Origin of the sequence: Clostridium sp. AM54-37XD (assembly GCF_003478225.1) — a bacterium.
Taxonomy (GTDB): Bacteria; Bacillota; Clostridia; order Lachnospirales; family Lachnospiraceae; genus Coprococcus; species Coprococcus ammoniilyticus.
This window is the reverse complement of record NZ_QUEV01000003.1, coordinates 86,565-107,142: the sequence shown is the minus strand read 5'-3', so window position 1 is coordinate 107,142 and position 20,578 is coordinate 86,565. Positions and strand designations below refer to the sequence as shown.

The following is a 20,578-nucleotide window of genomic DNA, read 5'->3' as shown; positions in this document are numbered from 1 at the left end:
GAGTTCATAACAAATAGCAAAAAGGAGTTTAACAGTGACACAGGAAAATTTAGTAAGATTTGAGTTCCGAAATATTAAAAAGAATGAAGCAGAGCAAACAGCAGAGATCGAACGGATCTGTTTTCCTCCGAATGAGGCCTGCACTCCGGAGATGATGCATTTGCGTGTGGAGAAAGTGCCGGAAATGTTTCTGGTTGCGGTAAATAAAGCAACAGGTAAGATTGCCGGATTTATTAATGGTCTGTCTACAAATGAAACGGTTTTGCGTGATGAATTTTTTCAGAATGCAGATCTGTATGATCCTGCCGGAGAAAATGTAATGATCCTTGGTGTTGATGTTTTGCCGGAATATCGCAGGATTGGGCTGGCTTCCGAGATGATGGAATGTTATAAGAACAGGGAAAGACAGAATGGACGAAAGCGACTGATCCTTACCTGTCTGGAATCCAAGGTTGCCATGTACCGGAAGATGGGATATGAGGATAACGGCATGTCGGTTTCTTCGTGGGGCGGCGAACAGTGGCACGAGATGACGTGTAAACTGGGAAAGGGTATCCCGGAGCAATTGCAAAGACAGCGTTGGAGCTTGGATAAGGAGAAAGAATATGCATACATTAGAAGCAGCCAGAAAATATGAAAAAGAATATGAAGTTGATGCTGATAAAAGACCGTTATTTCATGTGACACCACCGATCGGCTGGATGAATGATCCCAATGGATTTTCAGTATATAAGGGACAAATCCATTTGTTTTATCAATATCATCCATATAGCAATGTATGGGGACCGATGCATTGGGGGCATCAGGTAAGTGAAGATATGATAAGTTGGAAGCAGTATCCGACGGCACTTGCACCGGATAAGGAATACGATGAGGAAGGATGCTTTTCCGGTTCGGCAGTTATGACAAATCTTGGACATGTGTTGTTTTATACAGGAGTCAGTAAAGATAAGAATGGTGGCTGCAATCTTCAGAATCAGTGTATGGCAGTTGGAGATGGTGTAGGTTATAAGAAGCTGAAGAACAATCCTGTTCTCACAGGAGCGGTGATGCCGGAGGGATTCAGCCATATTGATTTCAGAGATCCGAGGTATGGGAAGAAGATGGTATTTACTATATGCTGACCTGCAGCCGGGATGCTCAGAATAAAGGAATGATCGCGTTATTTTCAAATCCTGAAATACATCAATATCTGGAAAAAACAGAGCTTACCGAACAGGAGGCAGAAGCCTTTGAGAAAGCAGCAGGTTGTTGGAAATATGAAGGTGTATTTGCAGAGCACATGGAACGGTTAGGAAGCGTATGGGAATGTCCGGATTATTTCAGGTTGGACGGAAAAGATGTGCTGTTGTTTTCACCACCTGATGTACAGGCGCAGGAAAATGAACTGCATAATGGTAATAATGCGATCTATGTTGTTGGAACATATGATCATGCAAAAAAGCAGTTTCAAATGGGGCAGCCACATACACTTGATAAAGGTCTGGATTTTTATGCATCACAGACGACAGAACTTCCGGATGGAAGGAGAATCCTGATCGCATGGATGCAGTCATGGCATAATTCATTTATCCCAGATGGACAGGAGTGGCAGGGCATGATGACAATCCCAAGAGAATTATATCTGTCAGATGGCAGGATCATCCAGAAGCCTGTGAAAGAACTGGAGCAATATCGGGTTCGGCCGGTTTCATATTCGAATGAAAAGGTAGAAGGCGGGCAGAACTTTGATGGGATAGAGGGAAGAACGCTGGATATGACAGTAATAATAAAATCCGGTGAATTTCAGGAGTTTTATATAGATGTAGCAAAAGATGCAGAGCATTATACCAGAATTACATATAACAGAAGAAAACGGGAGATCGAAGTTGACCGGACATTTGCCGGAATGAACCGGGATGTAGTCTGCATCAGGCGGGCAGAGGTAGAATCGGAAGCAGAACGGATAACATTACGGTTTATTCTTGACCGCAATTCGGTAGAACTGTTTGTGAATGACGGAGCGTTGTCAATGAGTACAGCAATTTATACGCCACAGACAGCAGATGGCATTTCGTTTTTCTGTGATGGAAATGCGATAATCGATATAGAAAAGTTCGATATTGAGATTCCGATGAACAGATAAATTCTGATACCGGTTATAGAAATAGTAATCTGAAATACCGACAATGCAATGAATCTATTTGACGGATAAACCACATGTAGTATAATAAACATGACCATTCGTTTAGAAATAAGTGCGGCATTTGTCGTATTACCCATGACTCTTTTTTCTATTGCGTAGGCAGAGCGGAGCTTTCAGGAGGTAGCGGATGGCCTTTTTTGTGTAAAAGCACCGAAGAACAGGACGTGGAATAGAAGGTCTCGGTGTATGCAATATGCAGGGCTTTTCATGTAAAGAGGCGCATAGATCAGACAGGAGGAAGCACTACAATGAAGATGATATCGTGGAATGTAAACGGAATTCGCGCATGTGTTGGAAAGAACTTTATGGATTTCTTTAAAGAGGCAGATGCAGATATTTTTTGTATTCAGGAATCAAAAATGCAGGAAGGACAGCTTCAACTGGAGCTTTCGGGTTATTATCAATATTGGAATTATGCAGAGAAAAAGGGATATTCCGGAACTGCTATTTTCGCAAAGAAAGAGCCGTTGTCAGTGGCATATGGAATCGGTATAGAAGAACACGACCATGAGGGACGAGTCATCACACTCGAATATGATAATTTTTATATGGTTACTGTATATACGCCAAATTCACAGAATGAGCTTGCCAGACTGGACTATCGTATGAAGTGGGAGGATGATTTCAGAGAGTATCTGAAGCAGTTGGAACAGACAAAGCCGGTGGTAGTATGTGGGGATATGAATGTGGCACATACAGAGATCGATCTGAAAAATCCAAAGTCCAATCGTAAGAACGCCGGATTTACAGATGAGGAAAGAGAAAAATTCAGTACCCTGCTTGACAGTGGATTTGTTGATACGTTTCGTTTTTTTAATCCGGACGCAGAAGGCATTTATTCCTGGTGGTCTTACCGTTTTAAGGCAAGAGAGAAGAATGCCGGATGGCGGATCGACTATTTCCTGACCTCAAAGGCTCTGGAATCCAGACTGGTAGATGCAAAGATCCATACAGAAGTGTTTGGTTCGGATCATTGTCCGGTAGAACTGGATATTGACCTGTAACGGTGCCATTTATAAGAATAAATGTTTACTGACAGGAGAAAAAGCAAAGATTACAGCACTTGCGGGTGTAGAAGAATAGAAAAAATGATAAAAGGAGAAATTATATATGCCAGTTTTTGATTTCAGTGATAAACCGGTAAAGAATGAGGATACGGTTTGTACCTATACGGCATTTCAGTCAAATGCAAAGGAAAAGACACCGGAGGAACCGATTCTAGTGTTAGACAACAGTGAGAGACAGTGGATCCATCATGCACTGGGAGTTTTTACAAATCCGGCAAAGCGTACTGCTTTTGAATTCAAGGAAAATGGGGAGACATTTTCAGCAGATATTTTAAAGATTGATTCCAGATTTGTCAGTCTGATCAAATGGCTGGGAGAAAATCATATCAATGTACGTCTGTCCGGTAAAAATCTGGAAGATGGATATGCAGTATACAGAATCCGAGAGACAGCATTTGGTGGCGGAACCAAGTTATCTGCGGCAGATGGATTCTTACAGTTTATGATCGAACGACTGCTTGCAAGTACAGCGTCAGAGGAAGTCGAGGAGGATGACGATGCGGATGAGGAAGGCGACGATATGAAGCTGACCAGTCTTCAGAGCATTTCTGATTTTATGACATGTGCGGGCAGAACGATGCCGGATAATATCCGTCTCTGGGCGAGAAGAAATCTTGCTGTTGCCAGATCAAACGAGGTGTCACCGGAGGAGCGTCGTCATGCACAGAGAGCACTCTCGATCATGATGAATATTCAGTGGAAGAGCAATTATTTTGAAGCAATCGATCCGGTTGAAGCAAGACGGATCCTGGATGAAGAATTATATGGAATGGAACGGGTAAAACAGAGGATTATGGAGACGGTTATCCAGATCAACCGAACTCATACCCTTCCTGCTTATGGACTTCTGCTGGTCGGACCTGCCGGTACCGGAAAATCACAGATCGCGTATGCGGTTGCCCGTATTCTGAAACTGCCATGGACAACCCTTGATATGAGTTCGATCAATGATCCGGAGCAGCTTACAGGAAGTTCCAGAATCTATGCAAATGCAAAGCCGGGTATCATCATGGAAGCATTCTCGATCGCAGGAGAATCCAATCTGGTATTTATTATCAATGAGCTTGATAAGGCTGCATCAGGAAAGGGAAATGGAAATCCTGCGGATGTACTTTTGACTTTGCTTGATAATCTTGGATTTACAGATAACTATATGGAGTGTATGATCCCGACCGTTGGCGTATATCCGATCGCAACGGCAAATAATAAAGAAGATATCAGTGCGCCATTGATGTCACGTTTTGCGGTTATCGACATACCGGATTATACCTTTGAAGAAAAGAAGATCATTTTCAGTAAATTTGCATTGCCAAAGGTATTGAAGCGGATCGGTCTGAAAGAGAATGAATGTATCATTACAGAGGATGGGCTGGATGCGGTCATAGAAGAATTCAAGAATACCTCCGGTATCCGTGATCTGGAGCAGGCAGCCGAGCATCTGGCAGCAAATGCACTCTACCAGATCGAGGTAGATCATGTACCACAGGTGACCTTTGACGCGGAGGGCGTGAGACATTTGTTCCTGTAGGAGATTTCCTGTAGGAATGTTGCCGGACGGCTGTTTTTAGTTAAATGAAAATGGAGCGTAAGTAAAAATGATAAAATTAGTAGCAAGTGACGTGGATGGAACTCTTGTTCCTGACGGAACATTTGAGATCAATCCTGAGATCTATGATGTAATAAAGGCATTAAAAGAAAAGAATATAACTTTTGTAGCAGCAAGCGGCAGGCAGTATGCGAGCCTTAAGAAGTTATTTGCACCGGTTGCAGATCAGATCTTATATATCCCGGATAATGGCGGATTTGTCAGAGGAAGCAAGGGCGAAACATGGCTCAAACGTCCGATGGAGAAAGGCCTGATCCGTGCGATCGTGGAGGATGCAGAGAAGCTGCCGGATGTAGAGCTGTTGCTCTGTGGAAGGGATTATGCCTATGTTGGAAGCGAGGATGGACGACTGTATAACTGGATGCGGGAAGCATATCGCTATGAGATCAAGGCAGTGCCGGATCTTACCGATATTAATGATGATATCGTGAAGATCTCGATATTCCACCCGGAGGATGCAGAGCGGATCGTAAAAGACTGGTTTTATGACAAATGGAAGGATACCGTTCTGCTGGCACCTGCCGGAGTTTACTGGGTAGACTGTTCGGAACCATCGATCAACAAGGGAAGTGCATTGCAGTTTCTGCTTGATAAATATGAGATCAAACCGGATGAAGTTATGGTATTTGGTGATAATATCAATGACCTTGGTATGCTTGCCTGTGCAAAGGAAAGCTATGCGATCGGAAGTGCCAGAGATGAGGTAAAGCAGGCAGCAGCCCATGTAGCAGATACGATGCGCAATCAGGGTGTGATCAAGGTGTTAAAGGAGCAGTTGTTAAAATAAACTCAGACAGTAGTTGTGATTGAAAAAGGAGTGAAGCCTGATGGCATGTACAACGATATTAGTTGGAAAGAAGGCATCCTATGATGGATCAACGATCATTGCCAGAAACGATGATTCAGGATCCGGTCATTATATGCCGAAGAAATTTGTAGTCGTAGAACCGGAAGAACAGCCAAAGATCTACCATTCGGTTCTGGCGCATCTGGAAATTCCGCTTCCGGAAGAAGCGATGCGCTATACCTCGATGCCAAATGCAGTCGATGGTGAGGGCATCTGGGCGGCAAGCGGTGTAAATGCAGCCCATGTTGCAATGACAGCGACCGAAACCATTACATCGAATCCGAGAGTGCTCGGTGCAGATCCTCTGGTCGAGTATCAGCCGGCAGAGAACGGAAACGAAGAAATATCGGGCGGAATCGGAGAAGAAGATATTGTCTGTCTGGTACTCCCATATATAAGAAGTGCGAGAGCAGGTGTAGAACGTCTTGGAAATCTGCTTGAAACGTACGGAACCTACGAGATGAATGGAATCGCATTCCAGGATCAGGATGAGATCTGGTGGATGGAGACGATCGGAGGACATCACTGGATCGCGAAGAAAGTGCCGGATGATGTCTATGTTGTGATGCCGAATCAGTTCGGCACGGATGTATTTGATATGAAGGATGCATTAACGGATCAGAACGCACATATGTGCTCAAAAGATCTGGCGGAATTTATCGAGAAGAATCATCTGGATCTGACTATTAGAAGAAGCACAGAACGTAAGGACGAAGATGCGGATCTGCCGTTTGGTAGATTCATTAATCCAAGAGAGATATTTGGCAGCCATGATGATTCGGATCATGTCTACAATACGCCAAGAGCATGGTTTATGGAGCGGTACCTGAATCCGAAGACGTACCGCTGGGATGGTGAAAATGCAGATTACACACCGGTATCGGACGACATTCCATGGAGTCTGATTCCGGAGTATAAGGTGACGATGGAGGATGTCAAATATGTGTTGTCCTCGCATTATCAGGGAACACCATATGACCCATATCTTCCATATGGAGATAAGAAGATGGCAGGTGCATATCGTTCCATCGGCGTTAACCGGACTGATTTCATGTCTGCGATCCAGATGCGACCATATGGAGCAGAGGACAGCCGTGTGATCGAGTGGGTGGCATTTGCTTCAAATGCGTTTAATGTCATGGTGCCATTTTATGCAAATGTGGACACAACACCGGAATATCTGGCGAACACGACCGCTGATGTATCTACCGATAATTTCTACTGGAACAGCCGGATGATCGCAGCGATGGCAGATGCATCTTACAGCAAGTCGCTGTTTCATATCGAACGGTATCAGGAAACCATGCTTGCGAAAGGGCATGAGGTGATCAACCGATACGATGAGCAGATAGAAAAAGAACCGGATGTCGGTAAACGAAGTGCGCTTCGAGAGCAGGCCAATCAGGAAATGGCAGATATCCTCCGGAAAGAGACCGGTAATACGCTTTCCAAAGTCTTATATGAACTGAGTAATCAGATGAAGAATTCTTATGCGAGATCGGATGCTTAAGGCATCGGCATAGAGAAGCAAGAAATACAGGAGAAAAAGTAGAAAATATGAAACGAGAATCATTTAAATCCCGTTTAGGCTTTTTATTAGTAAGTGCGGGATGTGCGATTGGAATTGGAAATGTATGGAGATTCCCATATGTGGTAGGAGAAAATGGTGGAGGAATATTTGTATTGTTCTATCTGCTGTTCCTTGTGGCGATGGGGCTTCCGGTTCTGACGATGGAGCTTGCGGTCGGACGAGGCAGCAGAAAGAGTGCAGTTCTGGCTTATAAGGAGCTTGAAAAACCAAAGAGTAAATGGCACATTCATGGATGGTTTGCGATCCTTGGCTGTTATGTTCTGATGATGTATTACACAACCGTATCCGGCTGGATGGTATCTTATTTTTATAAATTTGTCACAGGCGAATTCAAGGCCGGTATGGATGCGGATGCGACCGGATCTGTATTCTCGGATCTGCTTGCCGATCCGAAGCAGATGGGCTTCTGGATGATCCTGACGGTTATTGTCGGATTTATCGTATGCAGCCGTGGGCTTCAGAATGGTCTGGAACGAATCAGTAAGATTATGATGACAGCACTGTTGGTGCTGATCGTGGTACTGGCAGTTCACAGCATTACTTTATCAGGAGCCGGTGAAGGTTTACGGTTCTACCTGATTCCAAATCTGTCAACGGTTGAGAAAGTCGGTATCGGAAATGTGATCTCCGCGGCTATGAATCAGGCCTTCTTCACTCTGAGTCTTGGTGTAGCTGCGATGGAGATCTTCGGAAGTTATATGAGCAAGGATCATGCGCTGGCAGGCGAAGGTGTGCGAATCTGTGCCCTGGATACATTTGTTGCTGTTATGTCAGGATTGATCATTTTTCCGGCATGCTTCAGCTATGGAGTAGAGGTCACTGCAGGACCAAAGCTGATATTTGTAACGCTGCCGAATGTATTTGTAAATATGGCAGGCGGCAGGATCTGGGGTTCATTGTTCTTTCTGTTTATGACATTTGCAAGCTTTTCTACGGTTATCGCCGTATTTGAAAATATCATGTCATTTGCGATGGATATGTTTGGATGGAGCAGAAATAAAACGGCTTTCATCAACTGTATCATCATACTGATCGCAAGTCTTCCTTGTGTTCTGGGATACAACGTGTGGAGTGATTTGCACCTGATCGGTGGCAGGGATGTATTAGACAGTGAGGACTTCCTGGTAAGTAATCTTCTGCTCCCACTCGGTTCACTGATCTATCTGTTGTTCTGTGTTACGAAATGGGGTTGGGGCTTTGATAATTATATTGAGGAAGTAAATACCGGTTCCGGAGTGAAAATGTCCGTAAAATTAAAACCATATTTCCAGTTTGTACTTCCTGTTCTGATCCTGATCATTCTGATTCAGGGACTGTTATAAAGAAGATTTTCAAGATGAAATATGAGAAGATATTTGGGAGATCAGACGGTATATGGATACGAAAAAATATGAAGATCAGATACCTGTAGATGAAGGTCTGCAGGGAAATGAGACAATTGAAGAAGCAATCCTTGTTTTACAGCAGGAACCGACAGAAGAAATGCTTGCACATACACTTACAGTGATAAGACGGCGTGCGAGAGCAAATGGACAGTTCATTGTTGCTGTTATACCACCGGCGGGTGCGGAGAGCAGTTTGCAGATCCAGGCGATCCAGACCGAGGATGAGAGGTACTGGTGGATGGCATTTACCAGCTTTGATGAGGAGATAAAGGGCGGTGAAACCGTAATGTCGACCTTTATGGCAGATATCAGCCATCTCTTTGAGGCAGCTTTAATGACGGACGATATAGAGGGCATTATTCTGAATCCCTGGAACCGTGCATTAATGTTGGATAAGAGCCTGCTTCAGCTGATTCTTGCAGGAAAGTAGCCAAACATTAGAAAAATGCCATTTTTTGTATAAAAAGTTTAGAAAAATTAATTTTTCACAAAAACAGTTGTTTAAATTTCACAAAAATATAATGAGAAATGAAAAGAATTGTGATATAATCAGAAAGTAGTGTAGTAGTACACTACTTTTTGTTTTTTATAGGCAAGAGCCGTTTGCGGCTCCTTAGTCGTACCAATAAGATAGAGTAATAGGAGGATGGAAAGATGGCAAGATTTACGTTACCTAGAGATATTTATCATGGAAAGGATGCATTAGATGCATTAAAAACTTTTAAAGGAAAAAGGGCGATGATCTGTGTTGGCGGTGGCTCGATGAAACGCTTTGGATTTCTGGATAAAGTAGAAAAGAATCTGAAAGAGGCAGGAATGGAAGTTCAGTTATTTGAAGGCATTGAACCGGATCCGTCTGTTGAAACAGTTATGAAGGGTGCTGCTGCCATGCTGGAGTTTGAACCGGACTGGATCGTAGCAATCGGCGGAGGTTCTCCGATTGATGCGGCAAAGGCAATGTGGATCAAATATGAATATCCGGACATTACATTTGAAGATATGTGTAAGGTATTTGGTATTCCTTCCCTTCGTAAAAAAGCTCATTTCTGTGCAATTTCATCTACTTCAGGAACTGCAACTGAAGTAACGGCCTTTTCAATTATCACGGATTATCAGAAGGGTATCAAATACCCGATCGCTGATTTTGAGATCACACCGGATGTAGCGATCGTTGATCCTGAGCTGGCAGAGACGATGCCGCAGAAGTTAGTTGCTCATACCGGTATGGATGCAATGACACATGCGATCGAGGCATATGTATCAACCGCAAACTGTGATTTCACAGATCCGCTTGCATTACATGCTATTAAGATGATCCAGAATGATCTGGTTGGTTCTTATAACGGAGACATGGAAAAACGTGATGCAATGCACAACGCTCAGTGCCTTGCAGGTATGGCATTCTCAAATGCGCTTCTGGGTATTGTTCATTCTATGGCACATAAAACAGGTGCAGCATTTGCGGATTATGGTGCACACATCATTCACGGTGCGGCAAATGCAATGTATCTGCCGAAGGTCATCGCATTTAATGCAAAGGATGAAACTGCAAAAGAAAGATATGGAGTGATCGCAGACTTTATGGGACTTGGCGGTGATACATTAGATGAGAAGGTAACACTTCTGATCAACTATCTGCGTAAGATGAACGATGATCTGAATATCCCGCACTGTATCAAACATTATGGTGCTGACAGTTATCCGGCAGAGCAGGGCTTTGTACCTGAGAATGTATTCTTAGAGCGGTTGCCTGAGATCGCAGCAAATGCAATATTGGATGCATGTACAGGATCAAATCCAAGACAGCCAAGTCAGGAAGAGATGGAGAAACTCTTAAAGTGCTGTTATTATGATTCAGAGGTTGATTTCTAAAAGTAATTGATTTATAAGAGGTACAATACTGATATAAAATAAGAATCCAGGGTATTTTTGGAACAAATTCCGAAAATACCCTTTTAAATGTCAGGTAAAACTTGATTTCTCAGGGATAGCACTTTATACTGGAAAAGTAGTGTGCCTTTATGGAAACGAATGTAGCAGAATGCTTATCATAGGGCATAAAAAACAAAAGAAAATTTTGGAGGAGAGAAATTGAAGATCAAAAGAAAACAGATAGCGATGCTTATATTCATTGCGATCATAATCGTACTCATGGTGGTAACCGGTAAAACACCGGGGGAGATCGCAGATCCGGAGAATTATCAATGTAAGACCTATGCAACGATATTATCTCTGCTTCCACCGGTTATTGCGATTGGTCTGGCACTGATCACAAAGGAGGTTTATACCTCATTGCTTGCAGGTATTATCACAGGTGGATTATTATATTCGAATTTCAATCTGGAGTTAGGTATCAATACCATGCTGTTTAATGAAAATGGCGGTATGATCGCGAAGCTTTCAGATTCAGGAAATGCGGGTATTCTGGTATTTCTTGTTATGCTTGGTATTCTGGTATCCCTGTTAAATAAAGCCGGAGGTTCTGCGGCATTTGGAAAATGGGCATCAAAACACATTAAGACAAGGATTGGTGCACAATTATCCGTTATGGTTCTTGGAATCCTGATCTTTGTAGACGATTATTTTAATTGCCTGACTGTAGGCAGTGTCCTTCGTCCTGTAACAGATCGTCATAAAGTATCAAGAGCCAAATTATCTTATATTATTGATGCTACAGCAGCACCGGTGTGTATCATAGCACCGATCAGTTCATGGGCTGCCGCTGTTACATCATCCGTACCGGAAGATGCCGGAATTAACGGATTTGCAGTATTTATCCAGACAATTCCATATAATCTGTATGCGCTTCTTACGTTAGTCATGGTACTTGGAGTAACCATTCTTCGTGTTGATTTCGGTCCGATGAAGAGACATGAAATAAATGCGATCGCAGGGGATCTGTTCACAACTCCGGGAAGACCATATGAAGATAATGAAGAAGAAATTTTAAAAGAAAATGCACATGTGCTGGATCTGATCCTGCCGGTTGTTGTGCTGATCATAAGCTGTATCATTGCAATGGTATATACAGGTGGTTTCTTTAGCGGAACATCATTTGTAGATGCATTCGCAAATTCATCCGCATCGGTTGGTCTGGTGCTTGGTGGTGCTGTTACACTGGTATTTACGTTTATTTATTTCATGCTGCGTGATACCTTATCCTTCCGGGAATTTACGGAATGTATACCGGAAGGTTTCAAATCAATGATCGCACCGATCCTGATCCTTACAATGGCGTGGACACTTTCCGGTATGACGAATCTCCTCGGCGCAAAGGTATATGTAGCTGATCTGGTATCCAGTTCTGCCGGTTCCATGCAAGGCTTCCTGCCGATGATCATATTCATTGTTGCAGCCTTACTTGCATTTGCCACCGGAACGTCATGGGGAACTTTCAGTATTCTGATCCCGATCGTGATCGGCGTATTCCCATCCGGACAGATGATGGTAATCTCTATCGCATCCTGTCTGGCAGGTGCGGTATGCGGTGACCACTGCTCCCCGATCTCAGATACAACGATCATGGCATCTGCCGGGGGACATTGTGAGCATGTAAACCATGTATCTACACAGCTTCCATATGCACTTGTTGTAGCTGCTGTATGTATGGTTGGATATCTGTTGATCGGAATTCTTCAGGCTGCAAAGCTTGCCGCACTTTCATGGCTTGCGCTTCCGGTTTGCATCGTGCTGTTATTTGTAATTCTAATGCTTATTCGTGCAAAAACCGGACGTGAAGAGATTTAGATTTCGGATATTTTCACCGAAACGCATGGACATATTTAAGGGCGTACGATCTGAATTCGAAAAACCTGCCAGATTATAGTAAAGGAAATTAGTAGTAAAATATGTTAGAAACAATTGAATCAATCAACAATGTAGTCAATAACTTTATATGGGGAGTCCCTGCCATGATCTGTATTATTGGTGTCGGTCTGGTGTTAAGCTTCCGAACCCGGTTTCTGCAGATCCGGAAATTCCCATATGCGATGAAAGTTACGATCGGGCGAATGTTTCGAAAGAAGCAGGCTGCTGATGGAGCCATGACACCGTTTCAGGCGGTGTGTACCGCGCTTGCGGCTACGGTCGGGACAGGAAATATAGCAGGCGTTGCCGGAGCAATCGCTATCGGTGGACCGGGTGCCGTCTTCTGGATGTGGATATCCGCACTTCTTGGTATGTGTACAAAGTTTTCAGAAGTAACACTTGCCGTTCATTTCCGGGAGAAGAATGATAAGGGCGAATTTGTCGGCGGACCGATGTATTACATTAAGAATGGTCTGAAGAAACACTGGCACTGGCTTGCATATCTGTTTGCGGCATTTGGTGTGATCACAGTGTTCGGTACAGGAAATGCCACACAGGTAAACACGATCACGACAGCGATCGATTCTGCATTATTTAATTATGGAATTATTTCAAAGGATTCCGTATCAAACATAAATCTGGTCATCGGTATTGTGCTCGCAGTCCTGCTTGCATTGATCCTGCTTGGCGGGATTAAGAGAATCGGACAGGTAACAGAGAAGCTGGTACCATTTATGGCGCTGTTCTATGTGGTGCTTGCGCTTGGAGTCGTAATTTTAAATATCAATCATGTGCCGGCAGTATTTAAAGAGATTGTGGAAGGCGCATTTTCACCGGCGTCAGTAACCGGTGGTGTTGTTGGAAGCTTTTTCATGAGCATGAAGAAGGGTGTATCAAGAGGTATCTTTTCAAATGAGGCCGGGCTTGGTACAGGTTCAATCGCACATGCATGTGCAGATACAAGAAAGCCGGTAAAACAGGGATTCTTTGGAATCTTTGAAGTATTCGTAGATACTATAGTTATCTGTACCCTGACTGCATTGGTTATACTTTGCAGCGAAGTGCCGATCACATATGGACAGGCAGCGGGCGCTGAGCTTACGATCAGTGGGTTTACTGCTACATATGGCAACTGGGTATCACTTTTTACAGCTGTGGCAATGTGCTGTTTCGCATTTTCAACTATTATTGGTTGGGGATTATATGGTGCGAGGTGTATCGAGTTCCTGTTCGGAACAAAGGTAAATAAGCCGTTTATGTTTGTTTATTCACTGGTTGCTATCGTTGGTGCAACCTTAGATCTTGGATTGCTCTGGAGTATTGCAGAGACTTTCAATGGTCTGATGGCGATACCAAACCTGATCGCAGTATTCTTGCTTTCCGGTGTAGTTGTGAAGCTGGTCAGGGAGCATTTTGATCTGGAAGCAAGGGAAGAAGCATAATAAAAATAACAGATAAGTAAAAATAATAGATAAACAAAAAACATCTAATCGGATAACAGATATGAATATGTCGTTAACCGATCGGATGTTTTTTTCTTTATGGAAAGTCTTATTGCATAAAGCAAGGAACTTCAGATTAAAATTTCGTCAAATCAAAATTTTTTCAAAAAATATAAATTTGTATCAACTTTTTCTCATCCTTAAACATCTAAATAATAGAAAACAAAGTAAGAAATACTTTTGAGATAGATAAGGAGGAACGGATAATGCGTCAGAATAGGAATAGAGTCAGATTACAAAAAAGAAGAAAGATGTTCTTAATGCAGCAAAAGAGAAAGAGAAGGAGAAGAAGACAGCAGATATTTATGCGTGGAACGGCAGCAGCAATGCTTCTGTTTGCGTTCTGCATCAGTATTCGGTTTATACATATGGCGAAAGACAGACCGATTGTAGAAGGATCAACGCAGGAGCCTGTGACAACAGAGGTAAGTACGACAGAGACAAGTACGACAGAGAGTTCCGGAACCGGTAATGTGAAAGAGACATTGCTGACAGGCCGGGGAGATGATACTACAACAGGATCAGTAAAAAACATGGATTTAAAGAGCGATGACAAATCAAATGATTTTTCGGATGCGGTATTTGTCGGAGATTCCAGAACGGAAGGCTTCGTGTTACAAACCGGTATACAGACAACCGCATATGTACACAAGGGATTAACTGTTGCAAGCGCATATACCGCAAAAGTAATCCATCAGGACGATGAAGACCGGTCAGTGATGGAGGCACTTGCCAGAACAAGATATAATCGTGTATATTTAATGTTTGGAATCAATGAGACAGGCTGGATCAGTAATGATATATTTATCTCAGATTACAAGCAGATCATTGATGATATTAAGGCACAAAATCCATCTGCAAAGATATTTATTCAGTCGGTACTTCCGGTAAGTAAAGCGGTATCGGATTCCGGCGGATATGTCAGAAATGATAAGATCGCGGAATATAATAAACGATTAGAGCAGCTTGCAGCGGATGAAGGTGCTACATTTGTGAATGTGCAGGAAGCGGTATCAACAGATGGAGTTCTGCCGGATGATGCGGCCACAGATGGAATTCATCTGAATAAGAAATATTGTGAAAAATGGCTCACATATCTGGAGGAACATACACTGGATAAATAAAAATATTAACAGAGGGAACAGAACGTGAATGAGCGTAGTATTTTAAGAAAAACGAAATATCAGAATGAACGTGCCGGTTATAAAAAGCAGGAATCACAAGATACGGGAATCCGGTCAACTGTGGTGATACGATTTATTGAGGATAATCAGGAGAAGTTTTATCGGATGGCATTTAGCTATATGAAGAATGAACAGGATGCTTTAGATGCGGTTCATGATGCGGTTGTTAAGATACTGCAGAACCGGAGCCAGGTAAAAAGTCCGGAATACTTTGAAACATGGGCGTATCGTATACTGATCAATGAATGTCTGATGGCTTTGCGAAGACAAAAAAAGGTTGTCTATCTGCAGGAGGATGATTCACTTGAAGACAGTACAGACAGAACGGGAAAGCAGGAGGAATATGTCGATCTGTATCATTCTATGGATCGGCTTCCGGCAAAATTGAAAACAGTCGTTCTTCTGCGTTTTTTTGAAGATATGCCATTTGACAAGATCGCAGAGGTTACAGGAGATAATATCAACACAGTAAAATCAAGGTTGTATAAGGCTTTGAAACTCTTAAAGCTGGATTTGGAGGTTTATGATGAAGTTTAATAAAGAGGAATATGAAAATATAAAAATCCCGGAACAATTGAATTCCATAGTTCAGGATGCGATAGAAGAAGGACTGACGACAGAGAGCACAGGGATGTCGGATCAGAAGCCTGTTAATATATATACGAGACGGAAGAAACATATACTGCGTTATGCAGGAGAGGCCGTAGCTGCAACATTTTTGATATTTGTGGTTCTGCTGAATGTATCGCCGACGTTTGCAAAGGCAGCTGCCGATACGCCGTTTATCGGTTCTGTGTGTCAGGTATTTACCTTCCGGGAATATGAATATGCGGATGAAGCCAAATATGTAAATGTGAAAGTTCCGCAGTTGAATAATACCGGAAATTCCGAACTGGAAAAGCGTGTGAATCGTGAGATAGCAAAGATGATCAACCAGGAAGTGGAAGCAAGTAAGAAGCGTGCGGAAGAAGAGTATAATGCTTATATATTAACCGGGGGAGATCCGAAGAACTTTATTCCATATGATATCGTCATTGACTATGAGGTCAAATGTCTGGATGAACATTATGTATCCTTTGTGATCAGTGAAAATGAGACCCGGGCAACCGGTTATTACCAGATGTTCTATTATAACATTGATCTGGATACAGGAAAGGATATTACATTAAAAGAATGGTTTGGCAGCAATTATAAGAAGATCATAGCCGATGAGGTTCAGAGGCAGATTAATACCTGGGACGACGAAAAGAAATTCTATCTCTGGGAAGATTTAGATCTGGAAGATCTGATCAATGAAGATACACAGTTTTATATCAATGACAAGGATCAGGTTGTGGTATTTTTTAATAAATATGAGCTGGGCGCAGGAGCAATGGGAACGCCGGAATTTATAATTGATGTATCAAAATAATAGAAAATAAAAAGCTGTAAAGGAAATGTGAAATCTTTATAAAAGAGATTGACATTTCCTTTTTTTCTGACTATATTGTTCTAAAAGAAACTTAGCACTCTTGTGACATGAGTGCTAACAGACTTTTGCCTGTATAACCAATACCAAAAGCTGTGTCAACACAGGTCAGCGGCGATTGCTGCGATAATTTGCGAAACTCAGAAATAATACAGGAAAAGGCAGTACATATATGTAGAAATTACAGGTACCTGCCGGAAAGAGAGGAGACATATGAAAGAAGTAAAATCACCCAAGAAGCCGTTGATCTTCTATTATGGGATCGTGCTGGTCGTTCTTCTGGTTTTTAATATGTTTATTTATCCGCTTCTGATGAAGATACAGATCAAGGAAGTAGATTACGGAACATTTATGAAGATGATCAATGAGAAAAATATTGGCGAAGTAGAGGTGGATGATTCCGAGATCATCTTCACAGACAAGGATAAGAACACATACTATAAGACCGGAGCTATGGATGATCCGGGACTGACGGAACGGTTATACGATGCCGGAGCGGTATTTTCAAAGAATGTTGATGAAACGGTATCACCGGTCTGGAATTTCCTGTTGAGATTTCTTCTTCCGATTATTATATTCATCGGACTGGGCCAGTATTTCAGTAAGAAGCTGATCGAACAGGCGGGCGGTAAGAATGCGATGTCCTTTGGAATGGGCAAGAGCAATGCCAAGGTATATGTGCAGTCGACAAATGGTATCCGTTTCTCGGATGTCGCAGGAGAGGATGAAGCAAAAGAGAATCTGGCAGAGATCGTTGATTATCTGCACAACCCTGCGAAATATACGGATGTCGGTGCTTCGATGCCAAAGGGTGTCCTGTTAGTAGGTCCTCCGGGAACCGGTAAAACAATGCTTGCAAAAGCAGTTGCGGGAGAGTCCAATGTACCGTTCTTCTCGATGTCCGGTTCGGAATTTGTAGAAATGTTTGTAGGTATGGGTGCCTCCAAGGTCAGAGATCTGTTCAAGCAGGCAAAGGAGAAAGCCCCATGTATCGTATTTATCGATGAGATCGATGCAATTGGTAAGAAACGTGACGGACAGATCGGAGGAAATGATGAAAGAGAACAGACATTGAATCAGCTCCTGACTGAGATGGATGGTTTTGAAGGAAACAACGGCGTTATCATTCTGGCGGCAACAAACCGACCGGAATCGCTTGATCCTGCACTTACCCGTCCGGGTCGATTCGACCGTAGAGTTCCGGTTGAACTTCCTGATCTGAAAGGAAGGGAAGCAATCCTTCAGGTACATGCCAGAAAGATCAAGGTTTCGGATGATGTGGATTTCCATACGATCGCAAGAATGGCAGCAGGAGCTTCCGGTGCAGAGTTGGCAAATATCGTAAATGAAGCAGCTCTTCGAACAGTACGGGCAGGCAGAACGATCGTTACAGAAGCAGATCTTGAAGAAAGTGTAGAAGTAGTTATCGCAGGATATCAGAAGAAGAATGCTGTTTTATCAGATAAAGAAAAGCATGTGGTTGCCTATCATGAGATCGGACATGCGCTCGTAGCGGCCATGCAGTCGCACTCAGCACCGGTACAGAAGATCACGATCATTCCGAGAACTTCAGGTGCGCTCGGCTATACCATGCAGGTGGAGCAGGGAGACAGATATCTGCTGACAAAAGAAGAACTGGAAAATAAGATTGCAACCTTTACCGGTGGACGTGCAGCAGAGGAAGTGGTATTCGGTGAGGTTACGACCGGAGCATCGAATGATATCGAGCAGGCAACGAAGATCGCACGGGCAATGATCACCCAGTATGGAATGAATGGTGACTTTGATATGGTTGCGATGGAAGCGAGAAATAATCAGTATCTTGGCGGGGATACATCCCTTACCTGTTCACCGGAAACCCAGAGGGAGATCGACCGCAAGGTTGTAGAACTGGTGAAGGTTCAGCATGAAAAAGCACGTAAGATCTTAGAGGAGAACCGGGAAAAGCTGGATGAACTGGCAGCCTTTTTATATGAGAGAGAGACGATCACAGGAGACGAATTTATGAGCATTTTACAGGATAAGAGGTGAGAATTATGAGGAAACGAACAGGATTTGGCTGGATGGAGCTGATACTTGGAATTATACTCACTATACTTGGCATCTTTACGATGATCCGTCCTGAAAGTATGTTGAACAGTATTGTCATCTGTTACGGAATCGTGGCAGCAGTCAGCGGTATAGCAGATATTATATTCTATGTAAAGATGGAGCGGCATATGGGAGTTGTACCGACAGTATCCCTGACCTCCGGCATCTTAAGTACCCTGCTTGGTATGATGCTGATCCTCTGTCCGGGAGCCGCACAACGGTTAGTGATCTGGCTCTTTGCACTCTGGATCATTATGCACAGTATATCCAGACTGTCCCATATCAGCACTGTACGGTATTTTGCAGGTAACAGCTTTGGACTTGTATCCCTGTTGTTGAATATCATCGGTATCGTGATCGGAGTTATGCTTCTGATAGAACCGATTATGGCAGTTGTCGCATTCGGTTATCTGATCGGACTGTATCTGATTGTGCTTGGAATTGATAGTATTGCATCAGCACTCAGCAAAATGGGATCAGACTGGTAGGCGTAAATAATCCGAATCATAAAAAAATACATTTCCAGTAGAATCTCGTCGAGAAATGATGTATGATTGTACTAATTGTTTGTTAAGGACGAAAGCAATCTCAAGGAGGAACTACAGTTGAATTTCTTAGAAGAAAGAATTGTAAAAGACGGAATTGTAAAAGAAGGAAATGTATTAAAGGTTGACAGCTTTTTGAATCACCAGATGGACATCCGGTTATTTGACCAGATCGGTGAAGAATTTAAGAAGCGTTTTGAAGGAACGCCGATCAATAAGATCCTCACGATTGAGGCATCCGGAATCGGGATCGCATGTGTGGCAGCGCGACAGTTTGATGTGCCTGTTATCTTTGCGAAGAAATCAAAAAGCATCAATATAGAAGGTGAAGTATATGTGGCAGAGGTAGAATCCTTTACCCACAAATGTAAGAATCAGGTTATCGTGTCAAAGAAATTCTTGAATCCGGATGACAATGTTCTGATCATTGATGACTTCCTCGCAAATGGCTGTGCGCTTCAGGGATTGATCTCTATCGTGACATCAGCCGGTGCAAATGTTGCGGGAATCGGTATCGTAATCGAAAAAGGCTTCCAGACCGGCGGACAGATCATCCGGAATCTGGGATATCATCTGGAATCTTTGGCGATCGTAGACGGGATGGATACAGCGACAGGAAAGATCGTTTTCCGGGAGCAGTAATTAAAGGAGTTTTTTATGGCAGAACAGAATGAGAAAGATTCTGTGCAGACAACCTCCGGCAGTGGAGAGCACAGAGAGAAAGATTTATCCATTATGGATTACAGTAAGACCTATGGAGGAATCTCCAAACGGTTTTCAAATGTAGCAAATGAGAAGATGGAGACACCGAAACCTGTCGCGATCGGAAGAGTTCTGATCGGACTTATGGCGATGCTTCTGATATGGGCAAACTTCCAGCCGTTCGTTCAGGCGACTGTGGATGGAACAACAGAATCCGTCAATTTCCTGAGTGGAGACGGAATCCTTGTTATATTTTTTGCATTGATCACAAGTATTATAATGGTATTTAAAAATGCAAGAAAATGGACGTTACTTACAGCGATCCTGACTCTGACTGTGATCATGATCGATCTGGTCAATACAATGGTTCAGATCAAGAATAATGCCAATGGCGATATAGTCTATAGCCTTGGCTATGGAACCATCTTCCTGCTGATCGGTGCGATCGTTATGGTAGCCGGTGCAGCAATGATTCTGGTGACAGACTTGAAGAATAAGAAGAAATAGTTAAAATATTTAATAATAAAAAGGCTTCCTGCCGGTGAATGATATATACATACACTGGTAGGAAGCCTTTTTGCATATAAATTAACGTATT

General features: G+C 42.9%; 19 protein-coding genes. All 19 read left to right on the top strand.

What is annotated here, in order from left to right; genetic code table 11:
• Nucleotides 1-34 precede the first annotated feature (34 nt).
• The 19 genes from DXA07_RS03615 to DXA07_RS03530 all read left to right on the top strand — a co-directional run bounded on the left by DXA07_RS03615 (nt 35) and on the right by DXA07_RS03530 (nt 20,487).
• Nucleotides 35-637 carry a GNAT family N-acetyltransferase gene (locus tag DXA07_RS03615; RefSeq protein WP_118483448.1) on the top strand — a complete coding sequence of 201 codons (603 nt, stop codon included), beginning with the start codon at nt 35-37 and terminating at the stop codon, nt 635-637.
• Nucleotides 606-1,124, top strand: coding sequence for a glycoside hydrolase family 32 protein (locus DXA07_RS13935; protein ID WP_348980739.1), 519 nt, complete (start codon nt 606-608; stop codon nt 1,122-1,124). The genes DXA07_RS03615 and DXA07_RS13935 overlap by 32 nt, the downstream gene beginning before the upstream one ends.
• The gene (locus DXA07_RS03610; protein WP_348980738.1) at nt 1,118-2,125 is read left to right on the top strand and encodes a GH32 C-terminal domain-containing protein; all 1,008 of its coding nucleotides are present in this window, start codon (nt 1,118-1,120) and stop codon (nt 2,123-2,125) included. Before DXA07_RS13935 ends, DXA07_RS03610 begins: the two co-directional genes overlap by 7 nt.
• A gap of 308 nt (nt 2,126-2,433) precedes the next feature.
• On the top strand, nt 2,434-3,189 hold the full coding sequence (locus DXA07_RS03605; RefSeq protein ID WP_118483446.1) for an exodeoxyribonuclease III: 756 nt from the start codon (nt 2,434-2,436) through the stop codon (nt 3,187-3,189).
• Nucleotides 3,190-3,295: 106 nt separating this feature from the next.
• On the top strand, nt 3,296-4,780 hold the full coding sequence (locus tag DXA07_RS03600) for an AAA family ATPase (RefSeq protein WP_118483444.1): 1,485 nt from the start codon (nt 3,296-3,298) through the stop codon (nt 4,778-4,780).
• Between the two features lie 67 nt (nt 4,781-4,847).
• Complete coding sequence (locus DXA07_RS03595) at nt 4,848-5,645, top strand: HAD family hydrolase (RefSeq protein ID WP_118483442.1); 798 nt, start codon at nt 4,848-4,850, stop codon at nt 5,643-5,645.
• 40 nt (nt 5,646-5,685) lie between these two features.
• The gene (locus DXA07_RS03590; RefSeq protein ID WP_117808597.1) at nt 5,686-7,215 is read left to right on the top strand and encodes a C69 family dipeptidase; all 1,530 of its coding nucleotides are present in this window, start codon (nt 5,686-5,688) and stop codon (nt 7,213-7,215) included.
• Between the two features lie 47 nt (nt 7,216-7,262).
• Nucleotides 7,263-8,618 (top strand): sodium-dependent transporter, encoded by a 1,356-nt coding sequence (locus DXA07_RS03585; protein ID WP_117823019.1) that lies wholly within the window; start codon nt 7,263-7,265, stop codon nt 8,616-8,618.
• A gap of 52 nt (nt 8,619-8,670) precedes the next feature.
• Nucleotides 8,671-9,111, top strand: a complete 441-nt coding sequence (locus DXA07_RS03580; protein WP_117808595.1) for an SseB family protein — start codon at nt 8,671-8,673, stop codon at nt 9,109-9,111.
• Between the two features lie 224 nt (nt 9,112-9,335).
• Nucleotides 9,336-10,553, top strand: coding sequence for an iron-containing alcohol dehydrogenase (locus DXA07_RS03575; protein ID WP_021944524.1), 1,218 nt, complete (start codon nt 9,336-9,338; stop codon nt 10,551-10,553).
• A gap of 219 nt (nt 10,554-10,772) precedes the next feature.
• Nucleotides 10,773-12,428, top strand: a complete 1,656-nt coding sequence (locus DXA07_RS03570) for a Na+/H+ antiporter NhaC family protein (RefSeq protein ID WP_330584347.1) — start codon at nt 10,773-10,775, stop codon at nt 12,426-12,428.
• Nucleotides 12,429-12,529: 101 nt separating this feature from the next.
• Complete coding sequence (locus DXA07_RS03565) at nt 12,530-13,930, top strand: sodium:alanine symporter family protein (RefSeq protein ID WP_118483440.1); 1,401 nt, start codon at nt 12,530-12,532, stop codon at nt 13,928-13,930.
• Between the two features lie 266 nt (nt 13,931-14,196).
• Nucleotides 14,197-15,114, top strand: a complete 918-nt coding sequence (locus DXA07_RS03560) for a GDSL-type esterase/lipase family protein (protein WP_118483438.1) — start codon at nt 14,197-14,199, stop codon at nt 15,112-15,114.
• Between the two features lie 24 nt (nt 15,115-15,138).
• Nucleotides 15,139-15,711, top strand: coding sequence for a sigma-70 family RNA polymerase sigma factor (locus DXA07_RS03555; protein ID WP_118483436.1), 573 nt, complete (start codon nt 15,139-15,141; stop codon nt 15,709-15,711).
• Nucleotides 15,698-16,585 (top strand): DUF3298 and DUF4163 domain-containing protein, encoded by an 888-nt coding sequence (locus DXA07_RS03550; protein ID WP_118483434.1) that lies wholly within the window; start codon nt 15,698-15,700, stop codon nt 16,583-16,585. Before DXA07_RS03555 ends, DXA07_RS03550 begins: the two co-directional genes overlap by 14 nt.
• Before the next feature lie 270 nt (nt 16,586-16,855).
• A complete protein-coding gene (gene ftsH, locus DXA07_RS03545) occupies nt 16,856-18,673 on the top strand; it encodes an ATP-dependent zinc metalloprotease FtsH (protein WP_118483432.1) in 1,818 nt (605 codons plus the stop codon).
• 5 nt (nt 18,674-18,678) lie between these two features.
• The gene (locus DXA07_RS03540) at nt 18,679-19,221 is read left to right on the top strand and encodes a DUF308 domain-containing protein (RefSeq protein ID WP_117808815.1); all 543 of its coding nucleotides are present in this window, start codon (nt 18,679-18,681) and stop codon (nt 19,219-19,221) included.
• A 117-nt stretch (nt 19,222-19,338) separates the two neighbouring features.
• Nucleotides 19,339-19,920, top strand: coding sequence for a xanthine phosphoribosyltransferase (locus DXA07_RS03535; RefSeq protein ID WP_021944516.1), 582 nt, complete (start codon nt 19,339-19,341; stop codon nt 19,918-19,920).
• A 15-nt stretch (nt 19,921-19,935) separates the two neighbouring features.
• Nucleotides 19,936-20,487, top strand: a complete 552-nt coding sequence (locus DXA07_RS03530) for a hypothetical protein (protein WP_118483430.1) — start codon at nt 19,936-19,938, stop codon at nt 20,485-20,487.
• Nucleotides 20,488-20,578: the final 91 nt, after the last annotated feature.